This is a genomic window from Actinomadura macra NBRC 14102, assembly GCF_001552215.1.
Lineage (GTDB): Bacteria > Actinomycetota > Actinomycetes > Streptosporangiales > Streptosporangiaceae > Spirillospora > Spirillospora macra.
Genome location: NZ_BCQT01000004.1, coordinates 393,400 through 416,916, shown reverse-complemented (window position 1 = coordinate 416,916; position 23,517 = coordinate 393,400). Strand labels below are relative to the sequence as shown.

At 71.0% G+C, this 23,517-nt stretch carries 24 protein-coding genes; 20 read left to right on the top strand and 4 right to left on the bottom strand.

Features of this window, described 5'->3' with window-relative positions:
• The 6 genes from rbsD (at position 1) to AMA02S_RS06710 (ending at position 6,338) form a co-directional block, all read left to right on the top strand.
• Complete coding sequence (gene rbsD / locus AMA02S_RS06735) at positions 1-405, top strand: D-ribose pyranase (RefSeq protein ID WP_067453206.1); 405 nt, start codon at positions 1-3, stop codon at positions 403-405.
• A 12-nt stretch (positions 406-417) separates the two neighbouring features.
• Positions 418-1,383 (top strand): sugar ABC transporter substrate-binding protein, encoded by a 966-nt coding sequence (locus AMA02S_RS06730; protein ID WP_067453203.1) that lies wholly within the window; start codon positions 418-420, stop codon positions 1,381-1,383.
• A gap of 61 nt (positions 1,384-1,444) precedes the next feature.
• Positions 1,445-2,995 carry a sugar ABC transporter ATP-binding protein gene (locus AMA02S_RS06725; RefSeq protein WP_067453199.1) on the top strand — a complete coding sequence of 517 codons (1,551 nt, stop codon included), beginning with the start codon at positions 1,445-1,447 and terminating at the stop codon, positions 2,993-2,995.
• Positions 2,992-4,005, top strand: a complete 1,014-nt coding sequence (locus AMA02S_RS06720) for an ABC transporter permease (protein WP_084264743.1) — start codon at positions 2,992-2,994, stop codon at positions 4,003-4,005. Before AMA02S_RS06725 ends, AMA02S_RS06720 begins: the two co-directional genes overlap by 4 nt.
• Before the next feature lie 26 nt (positions 4,006-4,031).
• Complete coding sequence (locus AMA02S_RS06715) at positions 4,032-5,213, top strand: nucleoside hydrolase (protein WP_084264742.1); 1,182 nt, start codon at positions 4,032-4,034, stop codon at positions 5,211-5,213.
• A gap of 369 nt (positions 5,214-5,582) precedes the next feature.
• On the top strand, positions 5,583-6,338 hold the full coding sequence (locus AMA02S_RS06710; RefSeq protein ID WP_067453196.1) for a peptidoglycan recognition protein family protein: 756 nt from the start codon (positions 5,583-5,585) through the stop codon (positions 6,336-6,338).
• 27 nt (positions 6,339-6,365) lie between these two features.
• On the opposite strand, the gene AMA02S_RS06705 is transcribed toward AMA02S_RS06710, so the two are convergent.
• Positions 6,366-7,289, bottom strand: coding sequence for a hypothetical protein (locus tag AMA02S_RS06705; RefSeq protein ID WP_067453193.1), 924 nt, complete (start codon positions 7,287-7,289; stop codon positions 6,366-6,368).
• Positions 7,290-7,360: 71 nt separating this feature from the next.
• Between AMA02S_RS06705 and AMA02S_RS06700 the strand changes: the two genes are divergently transcribed.
• From AMA02S_RS06700 to AMA02S_RS06685, 4 genes are all read left to right on the top strand, one after another.
• On the top strand, positions 7,361-7,702 hold the full coding sequence (locus tag AMA02S_RS06700; RefSeq protein ID WP_157430423.1) for a hypothetical protein: 342 nt from the start codon (positions 7,361-7,363) through the stop codon (positions 7,700-7,702).
• Positions 7,703-8,304: 602 nt separating this feature from the next.
• Positions 8,305-9,537, top strand: coding sequence for a DUF5753 domain-containing protein (locus AMA02S_RS06695; RefSeq protein ID WP_169806787.1), 1,233 nt, complete (start codon positions 8,305-8,307; stop codon positions 9,535-9,537).
• Positions 9,538-9,632: 95 nt separating this feature from the next.
• On the top strand, positions 9,633-10,451 hold the full coding sequence (locus AMA02S_RS06690; protein ID WP_067453983.1) for an SAM-dependent methyltransferase: 819 nt from the start codon (positions 9,633-9,635) through the stop codon (positions 10,449-10,451).
• 349 nt (positions 10,452-10,800) lie between these two features.
• Positions 10,801-11,496, top strand: coding sequence for a S1 family peptidase (locus tag AMA02S_RS06685; RefSeq protein WP_067453185.1), 696 nt, complete (start codon positions 10,801-10,803; stop codon positions 11,494-11,496).
• Positions 11,497-11,723: 227 nt separating this feature from the next.
• Here the strand turns inward: AMA02S_RS06685 and AMA02S_RS06680 are convergent, their stop codons facing one another.
• The 3 genes from AMA02S_RS06680 to AMA02S_RS06670 all read right to left on the bottom strand — a co-directional run bounded on the left by AMA02S_RS06680 (position 11,724) and on the right by AMA02S_RS06670 (position 14,495).
• Entirely contained in the window at positions 11,724-12,374 is a 651-nt protein-coding gene (locus tag AMA02S_RS06680) for a CBS domain-containing protein (protein WP_169806786.1), read from the bottom strand.
• A 199-nt stretch (positions 12,375-12,573) separates the two neighbouring features.
• On the bottom strand, positions 12,574-13,419 hold the full coding sequence (locus tag AMA02S_RS06675) for a universal stress protein (RefSeq protein ID WP_067453180.1): 846 nt from the start codon (positions 13,417-13,419) through the stop codon (positions 12,574-12,576).
• 188 nt (positions 13,420-13,607) lie between these two features.
• Entirely contained in the window at positions 13,608-14,495 is an 888-nt protein-coding gene (locus tag AMA02S_RS06670) for a universal stress protein (RefSeq protein WP_067453176.1), read from the bottom strand.
• Positions 14,496-15,049: 554 nt separating this feature from the next.
• On the opposite strand from AMA02S_RS06670, the gene AMA02S_RS06665 reads away from it, so the two are divergent.
• From AMA02S_RS06665 to AMA02S_RS06620, 10 genes are read left to right on the top strand one after another with little or no spacing between them, the layout of a single operon-like run.
• On the top strand, positions 15,050-15,523 hold the full coding sequence (locus AMA02S_RS06665; RefSeq protein WP_067453172.1) for a hypothetical protein: 474 nt from the start codon (positions 15,050-15,052) through the stop codon (positions 15,521-15,523).
• Positions 15,520-16,443 carry a hypothetical protein gene (locus tag AMA02S_RS06660; protein WP_067453169.1) on the top strand — a complete coding sequence of 308 codons (924 nt, stop codon included), beginning with the start codon at positions 15,520-15,522 and terminating at the stop codon, positions 16,441-16,443. Before AMA02S_RS06665 ends, AMA02S_RS06660 begins: the two co-directional genes overlap by 4 nt.
• Positions 16,430-17,857 (top strand): V-type ATPase 116kDa subunit family protein, encoded by a 1,428-nt coding sequence (locus tag AMA02S_RS06655; RefSeq protein ID WP_157430422.1) that lies wholly within the window; start codon positions 16,430-16,432, stop codon positions 17,855-17,857. Before AMA02S_RS06660 ends, AMA02S_RS06655 begins: the two co-directional genes overlap by 14 nt.
• Complete coding sequence (locus AMA02S_RS06650; RefSeq protein WP_084264736.1) at positions 17,842-18,093, top strand: ATP synthase subunit C-like protein; 252 nt, start codon at positions 17,842-17,844, stop codon at positions 18,091-18,093. Before AMA02S_RS06655 ends, AMA02S_RS06650 begins: the two co-directional genes overlap by 16 nt.
• A gap of 5 nt (positions 18,094-18,098) precedes the next feature.
• Entirely contained in the window at positions 18,099-18,323 is a 225-nt protein-coding gene (locus AMA02S_RS06645; RefSeq protein ID WP_067453166.1) for a V-type proton ATPase subunit F family protein, read from the top strand.
• Entirely contained in the window at positions 18,320-18,844 is a 525-nt protein-coding gene (locus tag AMA02S_RS43420; RefSeq protein ID WP_067453163.1) for a hypothetical protein, read from the top strand. The genes AMA02S_RS06645 and AMA02S_RS43420 overlap by 4 nt, the downstream gene beginning before the upstream one ends.
• Positions 18,829-20,340 (top strand): V-type ATP synthase subunit A, encoded by a 1,512-nt coding sequence (locus AMA02S_RS06635; protein WP_067453158.1) that lies wholly within the window; start codon positions 18,829-18,831, stop codon positions 20,338-20,340. Before AMA02S_RS43420 ends, AMA02S_RS06635 begins: the two co-directional genes overlap by 16 nt.
• On the top strand, positions 20,337-21,782 hold the full coding sequence (locus AMA02S_RS06630; protein WP_084264732.1) for a V-type ATP synthase subunit B: 1,446 nt from the start codon (positions 20,337-20,339) through the stop codon (positions 21,780-21,782). Before AMA02S_RS06635 ends, AMA02S_RS06630 begins: the two co-directional genes overlap by 4 nt.
• Positions 21,779-22,378, top strand: a complete 600-nt coding sequence (locus tag AMA02S_RS06625; protein WP_084264730.1) for a V-type ATP synthase subunit D — start codon at positions 21,779-21,781, stop codon at positions 22,376-22,378. The genes AMA02S_RS06630 and AMA02S_RS06625 overlap by 4 nt, the downstream gene beginning before the upstream one ends.
• Positions 22,375-22,857, top strand: a complete 483-nt coding sequence (locus tag AMA02S_RS06620) for a universal stress protein (RefSeq protein ID WP_067453155.1) — start codon at positions 22,375-22,377, stop codon at positions 22,855-22,857. Before AMA02S_RS06625 ends, AMA02S_RS06620 begins: the two co-directional genes overlap by 4 nt.
• The last annotated feature ends 660 nt before the right edge of the window (positions 22,858-23,517 follow it).

Genomic DNA, 23,517 nt, shown 5'->3' with positions numbered 1-23,517 from the left:
ATGCGTCCCGATGGACTGTGGCACCCGCGCCTGCTGGAGATCCTGGCGGCGGCGGGACACACCGACCTCGTCGTGGTGGCCGACCCCGGGCTGCCGGTGCCGCGCGGCGTGGAGACGGTCGATCTGGTGTGGCGGCGCGGCGAACCGCGCTTCCTGCCCGTCCTGCGGGCGGTCCTGGCGGAGTTCGTGGTCGAGGCGGCCGTGCTCGCCGACGAGGCCGCCGACCCGGGCCTGCTCTCCGGGCTGGACGACGCGCTGACGGCGATCCCCGTGACCCGGGTGTCGCACGAGCGGCTGAAACGCATGGTCGCGGACGCCCGCGCGGTCGTCCGCACCGGCGAGGCAACCCCCTACGCGAACGTCGTCCTGCGTGCAGGCGTCCCGTTCGCGCCCACCCCACGGTAAGGAGAGAACCCGATGGCAGGACGAGCATTCCTCATCGGCCTGACCGCCCTCGGCCTCGCCGCGACCTCCGCGGCCTGCGGGCAGGAGGGCGGCGGCTCGGCGGGCGGGCCGCCCAAGTCCGGCAAGCCCAAGGTGTGCCTGGTGATGAAGTCGCTGGCCAACGACTTCTTCCAGGGCATGCGCGACGGCGCGGTCGCGCACGCGAACAAGCGCGCCGACCTGACCCTGGAGGCGGTCGGCACGCAGAACGAGACCGACATCGACGGCCAGGTCGCGGCCGTGGAGAAGTGCGTGACGCAGCGCGTGTCCGCGATCGTGATCGCCCCGGCCGACTCCCGCGCGCTCATCGCACCGCTCAAGCGGGCCATGTCGGCCGGCGTGAAGGTCGTCAACATCGACGTCAAGCTCGACGACGCCGCCCTGAAGGGCGCGGGCGTGCAGGTGCCCTTCGTCGGCCCCGACAACCGCGAGGGCGCCCGGCTGGCGGGCGCCGAACTGGCCAAGAAGCTCGGCAAGGGCGGCAAGGTCGTGATGCTGGAGGGCAACCCGGGCGCCGCCAACGCCGAGCAGCGCGCGCAGGGCTTCAAGGACGCGGTCTCCCAAGGCGGCCTCAAGCTGCTGGACTCCAAGACCGCCCACTGGGAGACCGACGAGGCGCACACCGTCATGGGCAACATGCTCACCGCGCACCCGGACGTGCAGGGAGTGCTGGCGGCCAACGACTCGATGGCGCTCGGGGTGCTCAAGGCGATCCAGGACGCCCACAAGACCAACGCGATCAAGGTCGCCTCGTTCGACAACATCCCCGCGATCCAGCCGGGCCTGAAGGATGGCAGCGTCGTCGCCACCGTCGACCAGTTCGGCTCGGCGCAGGCCGCCGTCGGCATCGACTACGCCATGCGGATGATCAAGGGCGAGACCATCACCGGCTGGCAGAAGACCCAGATCAAGCTGATCACCGCGGCCGGGCAGAGCTGACCCGTCCGCCCGCCACACCACCCCTACCCCTCGCACCGCACCGCACGGAAGGAAAGCACGCATGGACGCGCTGCTGACGGCCTCGGGGCTGGTCAAGCGCTACCCGGGCGTCACCGCGCTGGACGGCGCCGACCTCGACGTCCGGCCCGGGGAGGTCCACGTCCTGGTCGGGGAGAACGGTGCCGGGAAGTCGACGCTGGTCAGGTGTATGACCGGGGTCGAACGGCCCGACTCGGGGACGATGACGTTCGCCGGGGCAGCGCACGCCCCGGCGAACGCCGCCGCCGCGCTGCGCGCCGGGATCCAGGTCGTCCACCAGGAGCTGACGCCGATCCCCGGGCTGACCGTGGGGGAGAACCTCTTCCTCCAGCGGCTTCCGCGCCGGTTCGGCGTGGTGGACCGGCGCGTCCTGGACCGCAGGTGCCGCGCCCTGCTGGACGAGGTGGGCCTGGACGTTCCGCCGCACACCCGGATGGAACGGCTGGGCATCGCGCAGGTGCAGCTCGTCGAGATCGCCAAGGCGCTGTCCCAGGAGGCGCGGCTGCTCATCCTGGACGAGCCGACGGCCACGCTGACCAGTAGGGAGAGCGGGCGGCTCTTTGAGATCCTGCGGCGGCTCACCGGACGCGGCGTCGCGGTCGTCTACATCTCCCACCACCTGGAGGAACTGTACGAGATCGGCGACCGGGTGACCGTGCTGCGCAACGGCAGGCATGTGACGACCAGGCCGCTGCGCGAGGTCGAGCCGGCGGAGCTGGTCCGGTTGATGGTCGGCCGCGACCTGGCCCAGGAGTTCCCGACCCGGGAGCCGTCCGAGCCCGGCGAGGAACTGCTGCGGGTCGAAGGGCTGCGGGTGCGCGGCACCCCGGCCGGCGGCCCGGCGGGCACCCCGGCCGGCGCCTCGGAAGGCGTGTCCTTCGGGGTCCGCTCCGGCGAGATCGTCGGCGTGGCGGGGCTCGTCGGCGCCGGGCGCAGCGAGACCATGCGGGCGCTGTTCGCGGCCGACCGGTCCGACGGCGGCCGGATCGAGGTACGGGGCCGCCCGGTGCGCATCCGCCATCCCCGGCACGCCGTCGCCCGGGGGATCGGGCTGCTCACCGAGGACCGCAAGGCCCAGGGGCTCGCGCTCAGCCTGCCGATCACCGCCAACGTCAGCCTCGCCAGCCTGGGCAAGGTCTCCCGGGCCGGCCTGCTGCGGTCCGGGGCCGAGACTCGGGCGGCCGAGACGATGGCGGAGCGGCTGCGCATCAGGTCCGCGGGCGTCCGGCAGGTGGTCCGCACCCTGTCGGGCGGCAACCAGCAGAAGGTCGTCCTTGCCCGCTGGCTCCAGGCCGGCACCGACGTGCTGATCATCGACGAGCCCACCCGCGGCATCGACGTGGGCGCCCGCTACGAGATCCACCGCCTGCTCATGGACCTGGCGGACGAGGGGAAGGCGTTGCTGGTCGTCTCCTCGGACCTGCCCGAGCTGATGGGCGTCTGCGACCGGATCCTCGTCTTCTCCCGCGGCCGGGTGGTCGCCGACGTGCCCCGGACGGAGTTCGACGCCGAGCACATCCTCACCCTGGCCTACTCCGGATTTCTCCAAGGAAAGGAGGCTGAGCGGCCATGACGAACGCCGCCGCCCCGGCGGTGAAGCCGAAGCCCACCGCGCGGACCCCGCGCTTCGCCCAGCAGATCATGGGCGAGGCCGGCATCGGCATCGCCCTGGTCCTGCTGACGCTCATCTTCGCGTTCACCGCCGGTGACTTCGCCACCACGCAGAACCTGCGCAACATCATGACCCAGATCACGCTCAACGCGATCCTCGCGGTGGGGATGACGTTCGTGATCCTGGTCGGCGGGATCGACCTGTCGGTCGGCTCCGTGCTGGCACTGTGCGCGGTGGTCGCCGGAACCGTGATGACCGACGGCGGGCTGCCGGTGCCGGCGGCGATCCTGCTGGCCCTGCTGGCGAGCGTCGTCATCGGCGCGGGATGCGGGCTGGTGAACGGCGCGGTCTCCGAACGCTGGAAGGTGCCGTCCTTCATCATCACGCTCGGCATGCTCTACGTGGCGCGCGGCGCCGCGCAGGAGTTCACCGACGCCAAGACCATCTATGACCTTCCCCAGCAGTTCAACGACTTCGGGACGCTCACCGTCCTGTGGGTCCCGGCGGTCTTCTGGGTGGCGTTGATCCTCGCCGGCGTCGGCTGGTTCGTCCTCACCCGGACGGTCTTCGGACGCCTCGTCTACGCCGTCGGCGACAACGAGGAGGCGGTGCGGCTGTCGGGGCACCGCACCGGCGTCATCAAGGTGCTCGCGTTCGTGATCGCGGGCGTCACCGTCGGCATCGCCGCGCTCACCTACATGGCGCGGCTCAACATCGCCAGCCCGATCCTCGGCCAGGGCTACGAGCTGAACGCCATCGCCGCCGTCGTGATCGGCGGCGCCAGCCTCAGCGGCGGGCGCGGCTCGATGATCGGGACGTTCCTCGGGGCATGCCTGCTCGGCGTGCTCACCAACGGACTCCTCCTGCTGGGGGTGTCCGACTTTCAACGGCTCATGATCACAGGGGGCGTGATCATGATCGCCGTCGTCATCGATGCGTACCGGCGCAGGTTGGCCGAACGCATCACCTGACGGGAGACAAAGGAGAAACACCCCCCATGAAGATCCCCACCCCAGCGCTCACCGTGTCGGCCGTCCTGGTCGCCGCGCTGACCGCGATGTCATCCACCGCGGCCGCCGCCCCCTCCCAGCGTCCGGCCGCCGTCCCCGCCCAGCGTCCGGCCGCGCCCGTGCAGGCGCCGGCGTCCGCCCACGGACCGCAGGGCAAAGTGATCATCGATACGGACATGGGCCAGCTCAACGACGACGCGGCCGCCATGTTCATGCTGCGCAACGCCGACCCCCGCAGTGTCCTCGGCGTGACGATCGTCGCCGGGAACACCTGGGCCGAGGAGGGCACCGCCTACGCGCTCCGCCAACTCGAACTCATCGGGGAACGCCGCATCCCGGTGGTCGTCGGCGCGGGGGAGCCGCTGAACGCCGCGCGTGCCGCGACGCTGCCCGCCGAAGAGAAGCTCTTCGGAAACGTTGAGTACATGGGGGCGTTCTCGCGCAAGCGGCCCGAGTCCTACCTCAAGCTCGGGTCGGCGCCCTACGGCGGCTACCCCAAGAGCAGGCCCAGCCGCGAGGCCGCGGCCGACTTCATCGTCGACCAGGTCAAGAAGAACCCCGGTCAGGTCACGCTGTTCGTGCTGGGCCCCGCCACCAACGTCGCGCTCGCCGTCAAGACCCACCCCGAGATCGTCCCCCTGGTGAAGGAGGTCATCTACATGGGCGGGGCGATCGACATCCCCGGCAACACCTCGCCGGCCGCCGAGTTCAACTGGTGGTTCGACCCGGAGGCCATCAAGATGACCCTCCGCACGCCCTTCAAGAAGCAGACCGTCGTCCCCAACGACATCGCCGAGAGGGTGTTCTACACCAAGAAGGAGTACGACCGGATCGTCGCGGGACCCGAGACACCCCTCAAGAAGATGTACAAGGACCTGCACGGTCCCCGGTTCGAGCGCAACCCCCAGTCCAGTTCGTTCGTCTGGGACGCCCTGACGGCCGGCATCTACCTGCGCCCCGACATCGCGACCAAGGTCGAGGAGCGCTTCATCGACGTCGACGACACCTACGGCCCCGACTACGGCCGCGCCATCGGCTACGGCGAGTCGCGCCGCCGGTCGTTCAGCGACCCCGGCAACTTCCCGGCGGGCACGCAGAAGGTCCGCATCCTGTTCGACGTGAACCGCGACGCCTTCTGGAACCTCTACATCGACCTCATGCGCCGATGACGCGCTAGAACCGCACCTGGTTCGTCCCGGCGGACGGGCGGCGATCCCGCCCGTCCGCCGGATCCGTCCGGACGGTGATCTGGAGGACGCCGGTGCGGGGGTGCTCGCTCACAAGCCCGCCGAAGCCAGTATGAGATGTTGCGTTAACTTTCAACTTCTCCGTGCGCTCGAACGGATTCGAGGCGTCATATCGCGCATCTCGGAGTCGCGGTAAGCCCGCCATGAAGATCAAAAACTATGGTGAGCCGAATCCCGGTGGAGCCGCGTATCAATGAGAGTTCCGAAATATACGCAAAAGTCGCTTTCCATTCTGGGTAGCCTCGCCGCAAGATCATCTGATTCGTGTCGGACGACTGGAGGGAGCCGCTGATGACGGCGGATCTAGGTCTCACCCGCCGGCGCCTGCTGGGAGGCACCACCGTGGTCGTGGGCGGTGCGCTGCTCGGCCCGGTGACCGGCCCGCTGCCCATGCCCTCGGCACAGACCGCGCCCCGCCTGTACACCCGCGCCGCGTGGCACGCACGGAAGCCCGCGCGGGCGGCCACCGTGCTGAGCCGGGGTCCCGACCACATCGTCATCCACCACACCGCCACGGCGAACTCCGCCGACACCTCGCGGGGGCACGCCGCCGCCCTGTCCCGCTCGATCCAGAAGTTCCACATGGACACCAACAAATGGGAGGACATCGGCCAGCAGCTCACCATCAGCCGCGGCGGTCACCTCATGGAGGGGCACAACAGCACCCTCAAGGCCATCAACACCGACGCCCACGTCGTCGGAGCGCACACCCTCGGCCACAACGACCACACGATCGGCATCGAGAACGAGGGCACCTACATGACCGAGGGGCCCACCAGCGCTCTGTGGAACACCCTCGTCGCGACCTGCACGTGGCTGTGCACCGCCTACGACCTCAACCCGCACTCGGCGATCGTCGGGCACCGCGACTACAACAAGACCTCCTGCCCCGGCGACGTCCTGTACGCGCGGTTGCCGAAGCTCCGCAACGCGGTGGCCGACAGGCTCGACCTGGAACGCGTCGAGGAGAAGATCCCGGCCGTGCCCAGCGGGCTGCCCGGACCGGTTTCCACCTTCGACCACGGACCCGCGGCGGACCCCGGGTGAGCCCCGCCCGCCGGGCGGCGAGCACGCTCACTCGGTCGGGACGTCATCGCAGTCGTCCCGCGTCGCGCGCCGGTGATGGTCGGCCAGCCGGCGATGCTCGGTGACATCACCCTGATGCGCGCGCGCCGCCGCCTCATGGCGTTCGGCGGCCTCCCGATGCGCGCGCGACACCGCCTCGCGCGCCGCGGCGTTGAAACGCTCGGCCTGCACCGCACGTAGCGCGGCCAGAACGGCCGCATCCTCGTCCCCGGTGATGCCCAGCGAGGCCATGGACAGGCCGGCGGACTCCGTCGACTCCTCCTCGGGGTCCTGCCAGAACAGCTCCCCATCCCACGCCGGCCCGTCGCAATCGGGCATCAGCTCCGGCACCTGCGGCCTCAGCAGTCGCCGCCGGCGACCGATCACGCCGGCCCGCCGCGCCGCCTCGCCGGCTCGCTGCCGGGCTGCCTGGTCACGTGCCCCGCGCTGGGCGCTTCGCTCGTCCAGCGGGTTCACGTGGTCGGTCTCGGACGCCCGGACACGGTCGGCCAGTGCCTCGCGGCGGATGCGTGCGGCCTCGGCGTCCGGCAGGTCCAGCACCGCGGCGATCTGCTCGTACCCGAGGCCCAGGCCCAGCCCCTGCTCGAACAGCGCCGCCTCCAGCTGGTCGACGTCCTGCCGGGCGGCCAGCAGGACCATGAACGCCGCACCGACGTCCATCGCCGTCGCCGACCCTGGTGGTGTCCGCCCCTCCGCAAGGACGCCGTCCGATGCGCCGTCATCGTCGGATTCGGACCAGATATCGGACGGCTCCTGGTGGGATCGCAGCACCCGGCTGACGGCGTCCAGATCATGCATCGGATGCTTGTGCATCTCCCACAAGACGGCCTCCACACGGGAGGCGTAGCGGGACGTGAGATGCCGGCGGGCGGCTCGCACCAGGTCAGGATCAGGAAGCGGCAGCTCCTCCATGACTCCAGTGAAAGCCCACCTGATCTCCGGTGTCCAGCCCTCCGGCAGAGGGGGGTGGCGGCCCCCTGAACGTGCGCTTGGACACCCGTCCCGTCCGGTACGCGTGCCGGCTGGGACATGCCTGGTCGGCGGCCAGCCTCCCCGGCGGCCAGGACGACGCGGTGGAGCGGGCGCTGTGGGTCGCGGCGCTACGGTTGGAGGAGCGCCTGCGGATGACCGAACGCATGGCCGCCGCTGCCGGGGAACGCGGCCGCCCCGGGTCCGCGGAAATCTTCCGTGCCACCTCACGGGAGAGCGGGGAGGCGCTGACGACGGTCCGCTCCCTGATCGAGGAACTCACGCTGACCGACCCCGATGCGGCGGACGGCAGAGGCGCCGACGCGGGCGGTGATGGCTCGGACGGGGCGGAGTAGCACGCCGCGGCGTACGCTACGAACTCGGAGCCGCCGATCAGGCGAACTCGGCGGCGTGGTCGGCGGCCCGCACGTGACCTGCCGCTCTCCCCGGGCGGAGGTGTGCGAGAAGGTCGACAGAGCCGGTTGCCGGTTCATCCGTGCGGACCTCGGGCCCCGGGGCCGGGCCAAAGTTGATCATCAGCCCAGAAGTCCTCCAGCTCCTGGGCGGTGAGCTCGTGGACGGGAACCGCCCGTAGGGAGCGCCCGGTCCGGGTGGCCCACACGGTGATCAACGACAGCGCCATCAGGGCGTCATCCGAGGAGTCCCCCTCCAGCCAGTCGCCACGTCGCGAGGTGGTAAGGGAATCAACAAAATCTCCGCGTCCGCTCAAAGAAGACATTTAGCTCCTTTCTGGCAACCCTGCCGCACGTGTATCCGTGGCGGCCATCGAAGCCTTCACGATGCCGCAGGGACCCCCGGTGGCGATGAAAGACCTGGGGTTTCGGACGCATTCGGATATACCGCTGGGTATCCGGACTGCATCCGAGGATGTCCGACCTGCAGGAAGTGAACCGGAGCGCTACCCTTAAGTAGACTTGAGGTGCCCTAAACCTGATGGGTGGCAATTGTGTCGTGTGACATGACTTGTGATGGCACCGGTGAAATCATGTCGCTCGACGGTGGACGGTCGGACATGGTGACGAAGGAACGGGTCGAGGGTATGCCGGACGACGGTCGCGGAAGTGGTTACCAAAGCGTGATCGCAGCCTTGGAGTACAACCGCTTCCTCGCAGGCCCAGCTCCCTATATGAAGATCGACAAGGTGTCATTCGAGCTAACGACGTCCTCGACTCCGATACGCGGGGTCCAGGTCGTTCACATCCCGAAATCGACCGCCCATGAGCTCATGCACGGCAAGCCTTCACGTATTCGCCGCTGGGATCTGGTGGCGTCCCTCTGGGCCACGATCTTCGAGATCGCCGAGCGGGACGGCCGGGACACCACTGAAATGATCTCGCTTGAAGAGTTGCACATGCACCATCAAGCGGGCTGGCCGCCACGCCCCGACAGGACGCCGACAGCCGGCATCACTCATGCATTCAAAGAAGCGCAACACGATAAGCCCGACATGTCGACGACCGTTCCGGCCGTCCGATCACCCCACCGGGAGCCCTCCAGGAGCGGGCCGACCAGCCGGCTGGAAACCGCGCGCATTCAGTTGCTGGCCGAGACGAGGGAGCGCGGTAAGCAGGCATGGTGGCAGCCCTATCGCACTGTCGTCCCCGAGTACTTCGAGATCTACCTGACCCTGGAACCCGAACTAAGCGTGATCAAGACCTATGCCCCGAACCGCATTCCCGGCCTCCTGCAGACCGAGTACTACGCCCACACGATGATCAGTCTTGATCTCGCGGACATCAGCCCCCAGCATCAGGCCCGCGTGGTCGAACTGCGCATGCGGCGCCAGGAGATCCTGCGTCGTCCCGACCCGCCCCAGCTCTGGGCGGTGATAGACGAGCGGGCGCTGCGTACCACCAAGAGCACGGCCTTCATGATGCGCTCCCAGCTGAAGCACCTCATCAAGCTCGCCCGGCTCCAGCACGTCACGATCCAACTGGTGCCGGAGCGATCCGCCGAACACGCGGTCACCGAGGGCCCGATCACCATCATCCAGCTGACAGAAACCCACAAACCGAATCTCATCTACCTGGAGCACGCCGCCTACGGCCTGTACCCGCACATGTCGAAAGACGTCGACTACTTCGTTCATACGTTCGGCAATCTCGCCATCAAAGCCTGGCCGATCGAGCAGAGTATCGAGCGACTGCGCAGCATGCTCGGAGAGCTCTAGCCGACGGGCCGGTAACCGTTTCCCCCTCATCGTTGATCTGGTCTGATGGTGGTGAGTCTTCCCACCCAGTGCCGACCGGCCTCAGAAAGGTCACGATGAGTAACGAAGAGTTCTTTGCGGCTGCCGAACGAGAGCTGATGGCAGAAATCGACACCAGCGTTCCGCATTCGGCCCGGATCTGGAACTACTGGCTCGGAGGTAAGGACAACTTCGTCGTCGACCAGGAAGCGGGTGACGAGTACACGCGCACCTTTCCCGGCATCATCGAACTGGCGCGAGCCTCACGGGAATTCCTCGGTCGCGCCGTCCGGCACCTGGCGGCCGATCAGGACGTCCGCCAGTTTCTCGATATCGGCACCGGCCTCCCCACCGAGGACAACACCCACCAGGTGGCCCAGCGCGCCGCACCCTCCTGCAAAATCGTCTATGTCGACAACGACCCCCTGGTCCTGGTCCACGCCCGAGCCCTCCTGACCAGCAGACCAGAGGGAGCCACCCACTACATCGACGCCGATCTGCACGATCCCGCCGGTATCGTCCGCCAGGCCGCCGATTATCTGGATTTCGAGCAACCCATCGCGCTGATGCTGATGGGCATCCTCGGGCACGTCAACGACGACGAAGAGGCTCGCTCCATCGTCCGGCACCTCGTCGGCGCGCTCCCGTCGGGGAGTTATCTCGTCCTCTACGACGGCACCGCCACCGACCAGGCGTTCATCGATGCCCAGCAAGGCTACGACGACACCGGCGCCGTCCCCTACCGGCTACGCCACCCCGAACGCGTGGCCGACTTCTTCGCCGGCCTCGAACTGCTGGACCCCGGCGTGGTGCCACTGCCGCACTGGCGCCCCGACCCGAGCCCCTTAGGCATGCCACCCTCGGTCGACGCCTACTGCGGCGTGGCAAAGAAGTGATCACGTCGCCGCCCTGATGTGCTCGGCCTGCCCACCGCCACCTGGGGAGCCCTGACCCTGTGGGCTGCGTGGTCTTCGCCGAGGTCCTCTACGGCCCCACCGCCATCGCCGCCCCCTGGCTCCCGGCCCTGCGCGCCGGTGCCCTAACCGGCCACGAAAACGTGCGGAACGTCCGCGATAGCGCCCAACACTGATCATCAAGTGGAACAAAGAATTCAAGAGCAGCCGACGTGAACCGGACGAGATATTCTGCGCCAAGAGAATCAAGACTGAAAAACTGAGGCGCGACAGAAGAAGGCAACTGGTCTATTTTAACGGGTCCTTGTGCATACCGGCAAAGGAGCTGTGCATGCCCCCCCGCACCATTGCCCTGACAGGCGCCGCGCTGGCCCTGCTCATCGGAACGGCCCTCCCCGCCACAGCGGCCGGCGAGCCCCGCCCCCAGGCGGCCGCGCCCATCATCGGCGGCTATCTCGTCACCGACGCCCCCTGGGCCGCCTCGATCTACCGCAGCGACGGATCGTTCACCTGTTCCGGCACCATCGTCGCGCCGACGTGGGTCCTCACCGCGGCCCACTGCGTCGGCAGCGGCATCTCGGTCCGCGTCGGCGACGTCTTCCGGTCACGCGCCACCGCGATCAAAGTCAGCGACTACCAGGTGGCGCCGAAGGGCGACCTTGCCCTGGTGCACCTGGCCAGCCCATACGAGACCACCTACTCCCCACTCGCCGACGCCGACCCGCCGGTCGACTCGACCAACCAGATCTGCGGATGGGGCTACACCAGCTCCAAGGGCCCCTTCTCGGACCAGCTCAAATGCGCCGACGTCCGCGTCACGTCCACCACGTGCTACGACCACCGCTACGGTCCCGCGATCTGTAGCAGCAAGATCAACGGCAACGCCTGGAGCGGTGACTCGGGCGGCCCGCAGCGCTACAACGACAAGCAGGTCGCCGTCGCCTCCACCGCCGACGGCCGTTCAGAGCAGACCTACGGAAGCGTCCCCGCAAGCCGGGCCTGGATCCGCTCTATAGCCGGAGTCTGACCCAAGAACGCCCGGCCGGCCCACCCCGGCCGGGCGTTCCGCGGACCAGAACAGGATCCGAAAGAGAAGGCAAAGTCTGTCGCGAGCGGTACCCATTCAGCCCCCGGCATAGGCGAGGACCAACCCACGTCCGCAAGACGAGCACACGAATGGACCCTAAACGCTCGTGCTCGCCCGATCGACAGCAACCGGTTCCGGTTCTGTCGGGACAATGCGCTGCTGGGCGGCTAGTGCCGACGTCCCGCGCGGCGGCGGTGCGGATGCGCGCTGTCGTCCTCGTCGTAGTGGAGCTTGTTGATCACCTGGATGACGCCGTCGACGGAGGCTGTCAGGCTTTCGGCGATGGGGACGAGGCTTGCCAGCGGCACGCGGCCTCGCAGGGTGACCACGCCGGCGCGGACGTCCACCTCGACCTCGGCTGGGTCGAGCCAGAGGCTCTGGATGACGATCTCGTGGGTCACCTCGTCGTGGATCTGCGCGTCCGTCTTCAAGAAGACGCGCAGCAGGTCGGCCCGGCTGACGATGCCCACCGGCCGGCCATCGAGATCCACGACCGGAAGCCGCTTGAACCCGTGGTGGCATAGTGATCGCGCTGCTTCGGCGACCGCGGTGCCCGCGGTCGTGGTGACCGCAGGCGAGCTCATGGCCTCCCTGGCCGTGGTGGCCTTGGACGGTTCCCGCACGAGACGCGGCTTCCGGCGCGGTCCGTCGCGTGGGCCGGCTGCCGCCTTGCGCAGGAGGTCGGCCTCGGTGACCACGCCGATGACACGCCCCTCCCCGTCCACAACCGGTACCCCGCTGACCTCGTGATCGGCGAGAGTGTCGATCACGTCTTTGAGTGAGGCGTCAGGCGGGACCGTCACGACATCGGATGTCATGACCGTTCCCACTGTCGATCGCTTCATCTGGCACGGCCCCCTTCCGGCGAGTCGGTCTGCCCTTGTTATCGAGGCTGGTCGGACCGCACCTGCGGTACCAGAGGACGGAGGTCCCGGACCCCCGGGCAAAGGTCCCGCCGGCCGCCGCATACGGGGCGCGGGCATGTAGGTGAGGAGAATGCGACCGGTGGGTTGAAGATCAGCGGGTAGGAACGACCGCTACCGGGCATTGCGCGTGGTGGATGACCCCGTGGCTGATGGAACCGAGCTGGGGCGAGGTCCAGCGCCAGTCGTAGGCACCGACCACCAGCAGGCGGGCGTTGCGCGAGGGCCTGGACAGTGCGGTGACCGGATGCTCCAGGTCGATTTCGTCGACGACGTCGACTTGCGGGTACTTCCGTCGCAGGGGCTGGTAGGCGGCCAGGACGGCTTTCCTCAGGTCCGTCTCGATCTGCTCGACGTCGGCGTAACCCGCCTCCAGGTAGGTCGCGAGCGTCCGCCACGCGTGGATGACGCGGAGCCGGGCATGGTGGAGTTCGGCTGCGTCGAAGGCATAGTCGAGGATCGCGCCGGCATCCCGCACGGGGTCGATGCCCACGAGGATCTCGCCGCCATCGGTGGCGTTCCCGCGCACGATCACCACCGGGACGGCAAGGCATTCGGCCATGCGCAGGCTCGTGGAACCCAGCAGTAGGTCAGCGAAACCGCCGCGGCCCCGACTTCCCAGAACCAGCTCGAACGCCTTCTCCGACTGTGCTCGGAGAGCCTGCCGAGGCTCTCCGTTCACCAGAGCGGTCGTCGTCTCAAGGCCGGGCCACCGCTCCTGGACACGTTCGCGGGCGGCTGCCAGGACCATTCGGCCCGCGCAGGTGATGGGCTCGGCGCCCTCGGGCTGCGCGACGTGCACCCTCCCGTACGGCCGGCTCTCAATGGCGTGGACGATGTGCAGTGGACGTTCACGCAGGGCGGCTTCAGCGGCTGCCCATTCGAGGGCACGCGCCGACTCACCGGAACCATCGGTGCCGATGACGATCGGTGCGGACATCGGGCTTCCCCTCATGTCGATCCGTGTGGCGGACCGGGACGCTCGGGCCGCGAGGACTCTTGTTTCCACACTTCAACGCCCGCTGGTTCCGTCCTAGGGGCAAAGGTCCCCCCTTCGAGTAGCCCCCCATCCCTGAAGAGGAGTACGACTTCGGCCTCGCCGGCGTCCGCGACCGCTCGGCCTTGTCGCTATTCGGTCTGCTGCGCCGGCACAACCGCGACAGGACAGGGGGCCTGGTGCAGCGCGGCCTGGGTCACCGGCCCCAGGAGCAGCGGTGGCACCGAGCCGATCCCGCGGTCGCCCACCACCAGCAGCGCGGCGCCTTGGGCGGCGTTGACCAGGGCTTGACGCGGCGTTTCCACGACGAACTCGGTGTCCAAGGGCACCTTGGGGTGCTCGCGCCGCCACGGTGTGACGGCCTGATCGAATCGCGCCATCGCCTCGCTCCTGACCGCCGGTGGATCGGTGAAGGGGACACGGTCCGGGCCGGGGAGCACGGCCGGGTCCCACCAACTGCACACGGCCGTCACCGACGCCCCGCGCAACTCGGCCTCCTCGAAGGCGAAGCCGAGGGCCGCCTCGCCGGCCGGCGAGCCGTCAACGCCGACCACGAGCCGCCCACCGTGCCCCTCGGCGTGTGGCTCGCCTGACCGTACGACGATGACCGGCCGGTCGGCATGGGCGGCGACCTGCGCCGCGGTAGAGCCCACTGTCAGGCCCTCGAACCCGCCGTGACCGCGTGTTCCGAGCACGACCAGGGCGGCCTCCCGGGACGCCGCCAACAGCACGGCGGAAGCCCACCCGCGTTCCAGCCGCCAGCGGACGTCCAGGCCTTCGTCCAGGGCATAGGCCTGGCGCACGCCTTCGTCGGCCACGACCGCGGCCGCCGCACGGACGACCTCCAGGGTGTCCTCGTCCGGCGGGCGCAACGGGTAGGGCCAGTGCCAGGCATGGCAGACGGTAAGGGGCAGGCGGCGGAGCCGAGCCTCCCCCACCGCCCAATAAAGGGCTTGATCGCCGGCAGGTGACCCGTCATATCCGACCAGGACAGTGCCCCTCTCATGGCCATCGTTCATTTGTCGCCTCCTCCCTGGGCGGGTGTCCAGTTACGCCTGGCGGAGAGGGTGCGGGCACCGGACGCCCGCTCCCGCTTCGACGGCCTCTCGGCCTGCCTTCCCGCCTTTCAGCGAGAGTCACCGGCCGCCTGCGACCGTGGAGGCGTAGAACACCCGCCGACCTTCCAAGGGGCACGCCGCCGCCGCGGGCGTATCACCCCCCGGCCATCGGGTACGGACACGCGCCCGCTCTTGACCTCGACGTAACGAGTACGCGCCCTACCACGGAAAAGAGCCGCCCACATGAGGGCCGTCGTCGGCGCGGTTTGAACACTCAGGGTCGCGTCGAGAACACGGAGAGGGAGGAGAATTCGATGGCAGAACCGATCGAAGGAGGTCACCGATCGCGGAGGAAGAGCCGGCGGACCCGAGGATCCGTGCCTTGAGTCTCGGGGCGCCGCGGCGGCGCGTGGCCGACCGTGGTCGGGACCTTCGTCCCCCGATCGTGGTCTTCCAGCCCTGGGACGGTCTCCCGTCCGGTCCGGAGCATGGGGACGAACGAACAGGGAGGCACCATGCCCGCAGTCCGCGATCTTCTGGAGAGATTCCGCCCGGCCGGGGCCCCCGGGGCGGCCGCGGTGGCTGTCCCCGCGGACCGGCGAAGCGTCCTTGCCGCGGAGCTCGAACCGGTCTTCGCCCTGCTCGCCGGGACGGAGGAGGAACGGCACCGCCTCGCCGACGAGGCGGAACGGGACGCGCGCGCAGTGCGCGACGCGGCCCGCGAGGAGGCCGCCGCGCTGGTGCGGCGGGCGAAAGCCGATGCCGCGGCGGAGCGGGCGGAGGCCGCGGCCGCCGTCCGGCGGGGTGCGGTGGAGGCGGAGCAGGCCCGGGTGGCCGCCGCGCGGGAGGAGGCCGCACGTATCGGCGCCGTCGCCGCCGCGCGGATGCCGGAACTGGTCGAGCGGGCCGTGCGCGCGCTCGGTGTCCTGTCGGCCGATGGTACGGCGACCTCCGGAGAGACGCACCCCGGACGGCGGGGGGCGCCGTGAGCGCGGGCTGGGTCGCGGGGCGGGTCCGGGCGCAGGCGCTCGCGCTGCGGCGGCTCGGGCCCGGGCGCGCGAGGTCGCTGGCGGGGTCGGCGTCGCTGTCGGAGGCCCTCACGATCTTGGCGGCGACGCCGTACGGCCGCGGCGTCGCCGAGGGCCAGAGCCTGGCCGCGGCGCAGCACGGAGTCGCGGCGGCGCTGCTCTGGCATCTGCGGGTGCTGGCGGGGTGGCTGCCCCGGGGCGGTACGGCGGTGCTGCGGCCGGTGGCCGGATGGTTCGAGTTGGCCAACGTCGACGGCCTGCTGCAGCGGCTGGACGGCCGTCCGGCGGAGGAACCCTACGTTCTCGGCGCACTGGGGACCGCGTGGCCGCGTCTCGCGGACGCCCCGGACGCCGCGGGCCTGCGCGAGCGACTGGCCACGACCTCCTGGGGGGACCCGGGGGGCACCGATCCGTGGACGATCCGGGTGTTCCTCCGGCTGTCGTGGGCGGCGCGCATGTCCGCGCTCGGCGGACCCGCCGCCGTCTGGGCGGCCGGCGCGGCCGCCGTCCTGGTGGCCGGGGAGCGGTTCGGGGCTGGACGGGATCTGCCCCTGGCGACGTCCGAGCGGGCCGCCCGGTTGCTCGGCCGGTCGCCGGTGGAGGCGTCCGCGCTCGGCGAGATGACGGCCCGGCTCGACCGGAACGCGCGCTGGCCCCTCGACGGCATCGACGACCCGGTGGAGCTGTGGCGGGCCGAGGGACGCTGCTGGAAACGGCTGGAACGCGACGGCGACCTGCTGCTGCGCCGCTCGGAGTTCGCCGCCGGGCCGGTGCTGGGCGCGGCGACGCTGCTGGCGGTCGACGCGTGGCGGGTCCGGGCGGCGCTGGAGATGGCGTCGCGCGGCGGCGATCCGATGGGAGCCTACGATGCGCTGGCCTGAGAGCCTGCGGCCGCTGCGGATGGCCCGGGTCGCCGTGGTGGCCCCGGTCGAGTCGCTGCGGGACGCCCTGGCCCGGGTCGCCGACGCCGGGGCGGTCGAGTTCGACCTTCCCCCCGAGCGCACCGCGCAGGGCGAGGCGGCGCGGATGTTGCAGCGTGCCGGGGGCGTAAGCCGCGAACCGGCGCTCTTGCCGAGCGTCCCCGACCTGGACGATCTGGCCAGCCGGCATCGCCTCGACCTGCTCGCGGGCGAGGCGACCCTGGAGGAGCACGGCGCCGCGGCCTTCCGCAGGGACGGCGTCGCGGCGCTGGCAGGCTGGACACCCGAGGCGACCCGCACCGAACTGGCCGCCCGGCTCGCGGAGACCGGCGCCGCGGTGGTGCCGCTCCCGCATCCGCGCGGCGCCGAGGCACCGACGCTGCTGCCGCGGGCGGCCCGCGAGGCGGACGGGCGCGGCTCGCTCGCAGCCCTGGTCGACACGTACGGGACCGTCCCCTACGCCGACCTGGACCCGACGCCGCTCGCCTGGGCGGCCTACGTGCTGATGTTCGGGATGATGTTCGGGGACGTCGGCCACGGGCTGATGCTGGTCGTCGGCGCCGTGGCGCTGCTGGCCGGGTATCCGCGCCGGCTGTCGCGGCTGCGGCGGGTGTGGCCGTTCGTCCTCGGCGCCGGGGTCACGAGCACGGCCTTCGGCGCACTGTACGGGGAGTTCTTCGGGCCGACGCACGTCGTCCCGGAGCTGTGGCTCGACCCGCTCGACAGCCCGGTCGAACTGCTGGCCGCGGCGATCGGTGTGGGCGCGGTCCTGCTGTCCGGCGCGTACGCGATCGGCATCGCCAACCGGTGGCGGGAGGGCGGCTGGCCGGTCGCGCTGTACGAGCCGTCCGGGATCGCCGGCGCCTGCGCGTTCCTCGGGCTCGGCGCGCTGGCCGGCGGCGCCTATCTCGGCCTGCCCTGGCTCGCCGTCACGGGTGGCGTGCTCGGGGCGCTCGGCCTTGGGCTGGCCTTCACCGGCTTCCTCGTCTCGGGGGGTGGCGGTGGCACCGGCCTCGTCCAAGCCGTCGTCGAGGTGTTCGACCTGGTCGTGCGGCTCGGCGCGAACGTGGTGTCGTTCGCGCGGCTCGCGGCGTTCGGGCTCACTCACGCAGCGCTCGCCGGGATCGTCTGGTCCGGAACGGCCGCGCTCTGGGATCGGGGCAGCGCGCCCGCCGCCGCCCTCGCCGCCGTCGTGTTCGCCGCGGGCACCGCCGTGACGTTCGCTCTGGAGGCGCTCGTCGCGGGCGTGCAGGCGCTCCGACTGGAGTACTACGAGCTGTTCTCACGGCTCTTCCGGACCCAGGGCCGTCCATTCAGGCCCTGGCACATACCCATGATCGCGCAGGAGGTGGACGACTCATGTCCGCAGAAATGATCACGACGGCCCAGGTCGCGGCGGCGAACTGGGCCCCCTATCTCGGCACCGGGATCGCCGTCGCGGGGGCCGCCATCGGCGCGGGCATCGCGGTGGCCTACGTCGGCGCCGCGGCGCTCGCCGCGATAAGCGAGCGGCCCGAGCTGTTCGGCCGCGCGATGGTGATCGTCGGCCTTGCCGAGGGCATCGCCATCTACGGGCTGATCATCGGAATCATCCTGATCGGAAAGGCGTGAGCGGCATGGCGCACATCGCCGTCATCGGAGAGCCCGCACGGGTGGAGGGGTGGGCCCTCGGCGGGGCGCGGGTCGGGGCGGCGGACGGCCCGGAGGCGGTTCTGGCGGCGTGGGACGCGCTCGGCGACGACGTGTCCGTCGTCGTGCTGACCGCCGAGGCCGCCCGGTGCGTCGAGGCCGAACGGGAGCGGCGCACGGACGCCGTCCTGATCGTGGTGATGCCGCCATGACCGGTGACCCGGACGCCGCGGCAGCGATCGCGCCGGTGCGCGACGCGCTCCTCGGCCGCGCCCGCGAGCAGGCCGCGGACGTCCGCGCAAGCGGCGAGCGGGAGGCGGCCGCGCTGCTCGCGACCGCCCGTGCCGAGGCGGCGCGGATCCTGGACGAGGCCCGCGCGGCGGGCCGCGCGGACGGGGCGGCGGCCGCCGCCGCCGAGCGTTCGCGGACGCGGAGCGAGGCCCGCACGGTCGTGCTGGCGGCCCGCAGGCAGGCCTACGGCGAGCTGTGCCGCCGGGTCCGCGCCGAGGTGCGCGAGCGATGCACGGGAGCGAGCGGCCCGGAGACCGTCCGGCGGCTGACGACACTGGCGCGGCGGCGGCTCGGGCCCGCGGCGGAGACCGCGGAGGCGCCCGGCGGCGGCTTAGTCGCCCGGACTGCCCATGCCGAGCTCGACCTGTCCGCGGACGTCCTCGCCGAGCGGGCGGTGGCGGCGCTGGGAGCGGAGGTGGCACGGCTGTGGGACACGAGGTGACACGGGTCAGCGGGCCCCTGGTGGAGCTGTCCGGCGTAAAGGGCGCGGCCATGGGCGACGTGGTCGAGGTGGGAGCGCACTTCCTGCCCGGCGAGATCGTCGCCCTGGACGGCGACGTCGCCACCGTCCAAGCGTACGAGTACACCGGAGGACTGGCCCCGGGCCAGGCCGGGCGCGGGACGGGCCGTGCCCTGTCCGCGCCGCTCGGCCCGCACCTGCTCGGCGGGGTGTACGACGGGCTGCTGCGGCCGCTGACGGGCGCGGGTGTCTGGCTCGATCCGGCGCGTCACCCACCGGTTGCGGAGGACGGCCGGGCCGTCGAGTTCTGGCCCGTCCGCAGACCGCGGCCCTACGCCGAGCGGCTGGACGGCGGCGTGCCCCTGCACACGGGCCAGCGCGTCGTGGACCTGCTCTTTCCAGTGCCGCTCGGCGGGACCGTCGCCGTCCCCGGCGGCTTCGGCACCGGCAAGACCATGCTGTTGCAGCAGGTCGCCAAGTGGTGCGACGCCGATGTCATCGTCTACGTCGGCTGCGGCGAGCGCGGCAACGAGATGGCCGACGTGCTCGCCGAACTGGCCGCGCTCGACGACCCGCGGACCGGCGGACGGCTCGCCGACCGGACCGTCGTGATCGCCAACACCTCCAACATGCCGATGATGGCGCGCGAGGCGGGCGTCTACAGCGGCGTCACCGTCGCCGAGTACTTCCGCGACCAGGGCAGGCACGCCGTCGTCATCGCCGACTCGACGTCCCGCTGGGCGGAGGCATTGCGCGAGTTCGCCTCCCGCGGCGGCGAACTGCCGGGCGAGGAGGGATTTCCAGCCGCGCTCCCGTCGGCGCTCGCCGCGTTCTACGAACGGGCTGGACGGGTCCGCACCCTGGACGGCGCCGAAGGGTCCGTCACGATCATCGGCGCAGTGTCCCCGCCGGGAGGCGACATGACCGAGCCCGTTACCGCCTACACCGAGCGCTTCGTCCGCGCCCGGTGGAGCCTGGACAAGGACCTGGCCTACTCACGGCACTACCCGGCCGTCTCCTGGTCGGGTTCGTTCGCCCGTGACACCGCCGCGCTCGCCCGCCACCATGCCGCCGCAGGGGACCCGGGCTGGGCGGGCAGGCGCGCCCGCACGGCGAGCCTGCTGGCCGAGTCCGACCGCCTGGCCGCGCTCGCCGAACTGGTCGGTTCGAGCACCCTGCCGGGGCACGAACGCATGGTGCTGCTGGCGGGACGGCTGCTGCGCGAGGGCGTCCTCCAGCAGAGCGCGCTCAGCCCCCGCGACGCCTTCTGCACCCCGGAGCGCGGGGCCGCCCTGACCGAGGCCGTGCTCGCGGTCGTCGACCGCTGCCAGGAACTGGTCGGACGGGGTGTCCCCGCCGGCGCCGTCGAGGAGCAGGACTTCGCGCCGATCGTCCGCGCCCGCGAGGACGCCGCGACGGCGGCGGACATCGGCGCCCGCCGTGAGGCGATGCTGAACCGACTGGGAGAGCTGCCATGAGTGGACGCGACGGTGCACCCGAGCGGCCCCGCCGCCCGGACGAGGACGGCCAGTGGTTCAGACCGGCGTACACGCGCGTCTCGCGGGTCCGCGGGCCGCTGCTGGAGGTGCGCGACGCCGACGGCGTCGGCTGGGACGAGTTCGCCGACATCCGGCTCGGTTCCGGCGAGGCCACGGGAGAGACACGGCACGGCCTCGTACTCGACACCGCCCGCGACCGCGTGCTCGTCCAGGTACTGGAGGGGACCGGCGGGATGCGCTCCGACGCCACCCGGGTCGCCTTCAGCGGCACCCCGCTGCGCGTCCCGGTCGGGACGTCCTGGCTGGGCCGGGTCTGTGACGGGCTCGGCGCCCCGCTGGACGGCGGCCCGCCCGTCATCGGTGACGCCGACGCACCGGCTGCGGGCGTCCCGCTCAACCCCGTCCACCGCGAGCCGCCGGCCGAGCCCGTCCTGACCGGGATCTCGGCCATCGACGCGCTCGCGACGCTCGCCCGCGGGCAGAAACTGCCGATCTTCTCCCGCGCCGGGCTCCCGCACCTGGAGCTTGCCGCGCAGATCGCCGCCCAGGCATCGGCGGGCGGCGAGCCGTTCTGTGTCGTCTTCGCCGCCATGGGGCTCACCCACGCTGACGCCGCCGCGGTCCGCGACACCCTGGAGGACCGCTCGGCCGCGGGTGACCTCGTGCTGCTGCTGAACCTCGCCGACGCGCCGGTCATCGAACGGATCCTCACCCCCCGCATCGCGCTCACCGTGGCCGAGCACCTTGCCTTCGAAGAGGGACGGCACGTCCTGGTCGTCATGGGCGACATGACCGCCTACTGCGAGGCGCTGCGCGAAGTGTCGGCGGCCAGAGGGGAGATCCCGGCGCGGCGCGCCTACCCGGGCTATCTCTACAGCGACTTGGCCTCCCTGTACGAGCGGTGCGGACGCGTCCGCGGCCGGCCCGGTTCGGTCACCCTGGTGCCGGTGCTGACGATGCCCGGTGGCGACATCACCCACCCGGTGCCGGACCTGACCGGGTACATCACCGAGGGGCAGATCGTTCTCTCCGAGGACCTGCACGCGTCCGGCGTGTACCCGCCCGTCGACGCGCTGGAGTCGCTGTCGCGGCTGATGCGCAAGGCCGCCGGGCCCGCTCGCACCCGCGACGACCACCTGGACGTCGCCGCGCAGGTCCTCGCGGCGCTGGCGAGGGCCCGCCGCGCCCATGACCTCGGCGAGCTGGTCGGGACCGGCGCGCTCAGCGAGCCCGACCGCCGTTACCTGGAGTTCGAGCGCGTCTACCAGGAGGTCCTGATCTCGCAGGGGACCGCGGAGTCGCGTCCGCTGGAGGAGACCCTGGACCGGGTCTGGCGGGCACTGGCCGTCCTGCCGCGGCGCGAGCTCACGATGCTGCCGAGCGCGATGATCGACGCCTACCATGCAGGGGAGGGACGATGAGTGCCTACCCTCAGGGACGCGCCGGACGCCTGTGGCTCCGCCGGCGGATCGGGCTCGCCGAGGACGCGGCCGAACTCCTCCAGCGCAAGCTGGCCATCCTCCGGGACGAGCGCGACAGGATGCGACTGCTCGCCTCCCGCACGGAGGAGCAGTGGCGCCGCTGCTGCGCGGAGGCGGACGAGGCCCTGCTCCGCGCCGCCCTGCTCGGCGGACGCCGGGTGCTCCCCCTGTCCTGCGGCGGGCGCCTCGCGGACGTGACCGTGGAGTACGCCGACTCCATGGGAGTGAGCCATCCGGAGCGCGTCGTCTTCGAGCCGCCTGCCGACGACGCACCCGCACCGGGCGGGATCGCCCTGGCGCCCGCCCGCCGGGCCTGCGAGGCCGCCCTGCGGGCCGCGTGCGCCCACGCCGCCGCGACCGCGGCGGCGGCCATCCTCGACGCCGAGGTCAGGGCCACCGGGCAGCGGGCCCGCGCGATCGAGCGCCGCCGCCTGCCCCAGCTGCGCGCCGCGCTGGCCGGCATCGAGTTCGCGCTGGAGGAACGGGAGCGCGAGGACGGCGCCCGCCTCCGCCGCTCCACCAGGGAGCGATCATGACCGCCTGCCTGCTGCTCGTCGTCGACGACTCGCCCGCCACGCTGGCCGCCGCCCGCTACGCCCTGCACCTGGCCCGGGCTCTCGGGGCGCGGGTCAGAGCCGTGAGCATCGTCGCCGACGGCGTCCTCACCGACGCCGTGACCAGCGTGTCGGCCCACCCGGACGTCGGCGCTCGCCGAGATCTGGCCGCCCACTCCGTGCTCGCCCACGTCGAACGTCTCGCCGGCCTGGAGGAGGTTGAGATAGAGACCGGGCTGCTGTTCGGGGACATCGCCGAACGCGTCCTGGACGAGAGCCGCCGCGTCCATCCCGACCTGATCGTCCTGGCCCGGGGTGGCGCCCCCCGACCCGGCGGCCGGGCTCTCGCCCCATGGGCCGGACGCCTGCTGGAGTTCGCCGAGCAACCCGTCCTCGTGGTGCCCGGCGAGCGAGCGGTTTCATCCCGTGGGCAGATAGAGGGCTGGGTCGTCGAAGCGTGATTCGGGGACTCTGGCATGGTGATGCGCTAGACCCTTGCCGAGCCGATTGCGTTCAGTTGTGCCAGCTAGCCTACCCCACCAGACTACTTTCCGAGCAGAGCCGCAAGGTACTCAAAGAGCACAGTGTGTGGTTCTGTCGGCGGGCCGTCTTAGCATTTGGCCTATGACGAGGTCGACAGCAGCAGACGCATCCGAGGCTAGGAGCAGCCTTGACGTATGGCCGCGGCGTCGTCGCGAGTTACTCTATGGCGGTATGTCCTCGAACTCGACTACGACGGTGTCGAAGACCTGGTGGCCGAGGCCGCCGATCACCCATGTACATCCGCCACCATCATCCCGATACCACGGGGCCGACACGCTGGCCAACGGCCCGAGTGCGTTGCCGTCTGGGCGATGACAACCGCTATCACCTGCTGGTGGACGGCCAACCGATCTGCACGTCACGTGCCAGGCGTTCACGCTCACTATGGCGACAACATGAGCAGTTGTGCGGGTGGTGGACTGACGGAACCGCCTATCGAATTCAAGCCCGGTCTAATCAACCCGCCATAAAAGGACGCCACGACCACCGAAAGGTCCGCTGGTCAGTCGCCCTCACCGAGACGACCATCGACCCCGGCCTTGTCGCCAAGCGTTACCGGTGCACTATCAATGAAACCT

Bases quoted from the DNA above. Each gene is read 5' to 3' on its own strand.
- rbsD (WP_067453206.1), top strand. From the start codon at position 1: ATGCGTCCCGATGGACTGTGGCACCCGCGCCTGCTGGAGATCCTGGCG.
- AMA02S_RS06730 (WP_067453203.1), top strand. From the start codon at position 418: ATGGCAGGACGAGCATTCCTCATCGGCCTGACCGCCCTCGGCCTCGCC.
- AMA02S_RS06725 (WP_067453199.1), top strand. From the start codon at position 1,445: ATGGACGCGCTGCTGACGGCCTCGGGGCTGGTCAAGCGCTACCCGGGC.
- AMA02S_RS06720 (WP_084264743.1), top strand. From the start codon at position 2,992: ATGACGAACGCCGCCGCCCCGGCGGTGAAGCCGAAGCCCACCGCGCGG.
- AMA02S_RS06715 (WP_084264742.1), top strand. From the start codon at position 4,032: ATGAAGATCCCCACCCCAGCGCTCACCGTGTCGGCCGTCCTGGTCGCC.
- AMA02S_RS06710 (WP_067453196.1), top strand. From the start codon at position 5,583: ATGACGGCGGATCTAGGTCTCACCCGCCGGCGCCTGCTGGGAGGCACC.
- AMA02S_RS06705 (WP_067453193.1), bottom strand. From the start codon at position 7,289: ATGGAGGAGCTGCCGCTTCCTGATCCTGACCTGGTGCGAGCCGCCCGC.
- AMA02S_RS06690 (WP_067453983.1), top strand. From the start codon at position 9,633: ATGAGTAACGAAGAGTTCTTTGCGGCTGCCGAACGAGAGCTGATGGCA.
- AMA02S_RS06685 (WP_067453185.1), top strand. From the start codon at position 10,801: ATGCCCCCCCGCACCATTGCCCTGACAGGCGCCGCGCTGGCCCTGCTC.
- AMA02S_RS06680 (WP_169806786.1), bottom strand. From the start codon at position 12,374: ATGACATCCGATGTCGTGACGGTCCCGCCTGACGCCTCACTCAAAGAC.
- AMA02S_RS06675 (WP_067453180.1), bottom strand. From the start codon at position 13,419: ATGTCCGCACCGATCGTCATCGGCACCGATGGTTCCGGTGAGTCGGCG.
- AMA02S_RS06670 (WP_067453176.1), bottom strand. From the start codon at position 14,495: ATGAACGATGGCCATGAGAGGGGCACTGTCCTGGTCGGATATGACGGG.
- AMA02S_RS06665 (WP_067453172.1), top strand. From the start codon at position 15,050: ATGCCCGCAGTCCGCGATCTTCTGGAGAGATTCCGCCCGGCCGGGGCC.
- AMA02S_RS06655 (WP_157430422.1), top strand. From the start codon at position 16,430: ATGCGCTGGCCTGAGAGCCTGCGGCCGCTGCGGATGGCCCGGGTCGCC.
- AMA02S_RS06650 (WP_084264736.1), top strand. From the start codon at position 17,842: ATGTCCGCAGAAATGATCACGACGGCCCAGGTCGCGGCGGCGAACTGG.
- AMA02S_RS06645 (WP_067453166.1), top strand. From the start codon at position 18,099: ATGGCGCACATCGCCGTCATCGGAGAGCCCGCACGGGTGGAGGGGTGG.
- AMA02S_RS43420 (WP_067453163.1), top strand. From the start codon at position 18,320: ATGACCGGTGACCCGGACGCCGCGGCAGCGATCGCGCCGGTGCGCGAC.
- AMA02S_RS06630 (WP_084264732.1), top strand. From the start codon at position 20,337: ATGAGTGGACGCGACGGTGCACCCGAGCGGCCCCGCCGCCCGGACGAG.
- AMA02S_RS06625 (WP_084264730.1), top strand. From the start codon at position 21,779: ATGAGTGCCTACCCTCAGGGACGCGCCGGACGCCTGTGGCTCCGCCGG.
- AMA02S_RS06620 (WP_067453155.1), top strand. From the start codon at position 22,375: ATGACCGCCTGCCTGCTGCTCGTCGTCGACGACTCGCCCGCCACGCTG.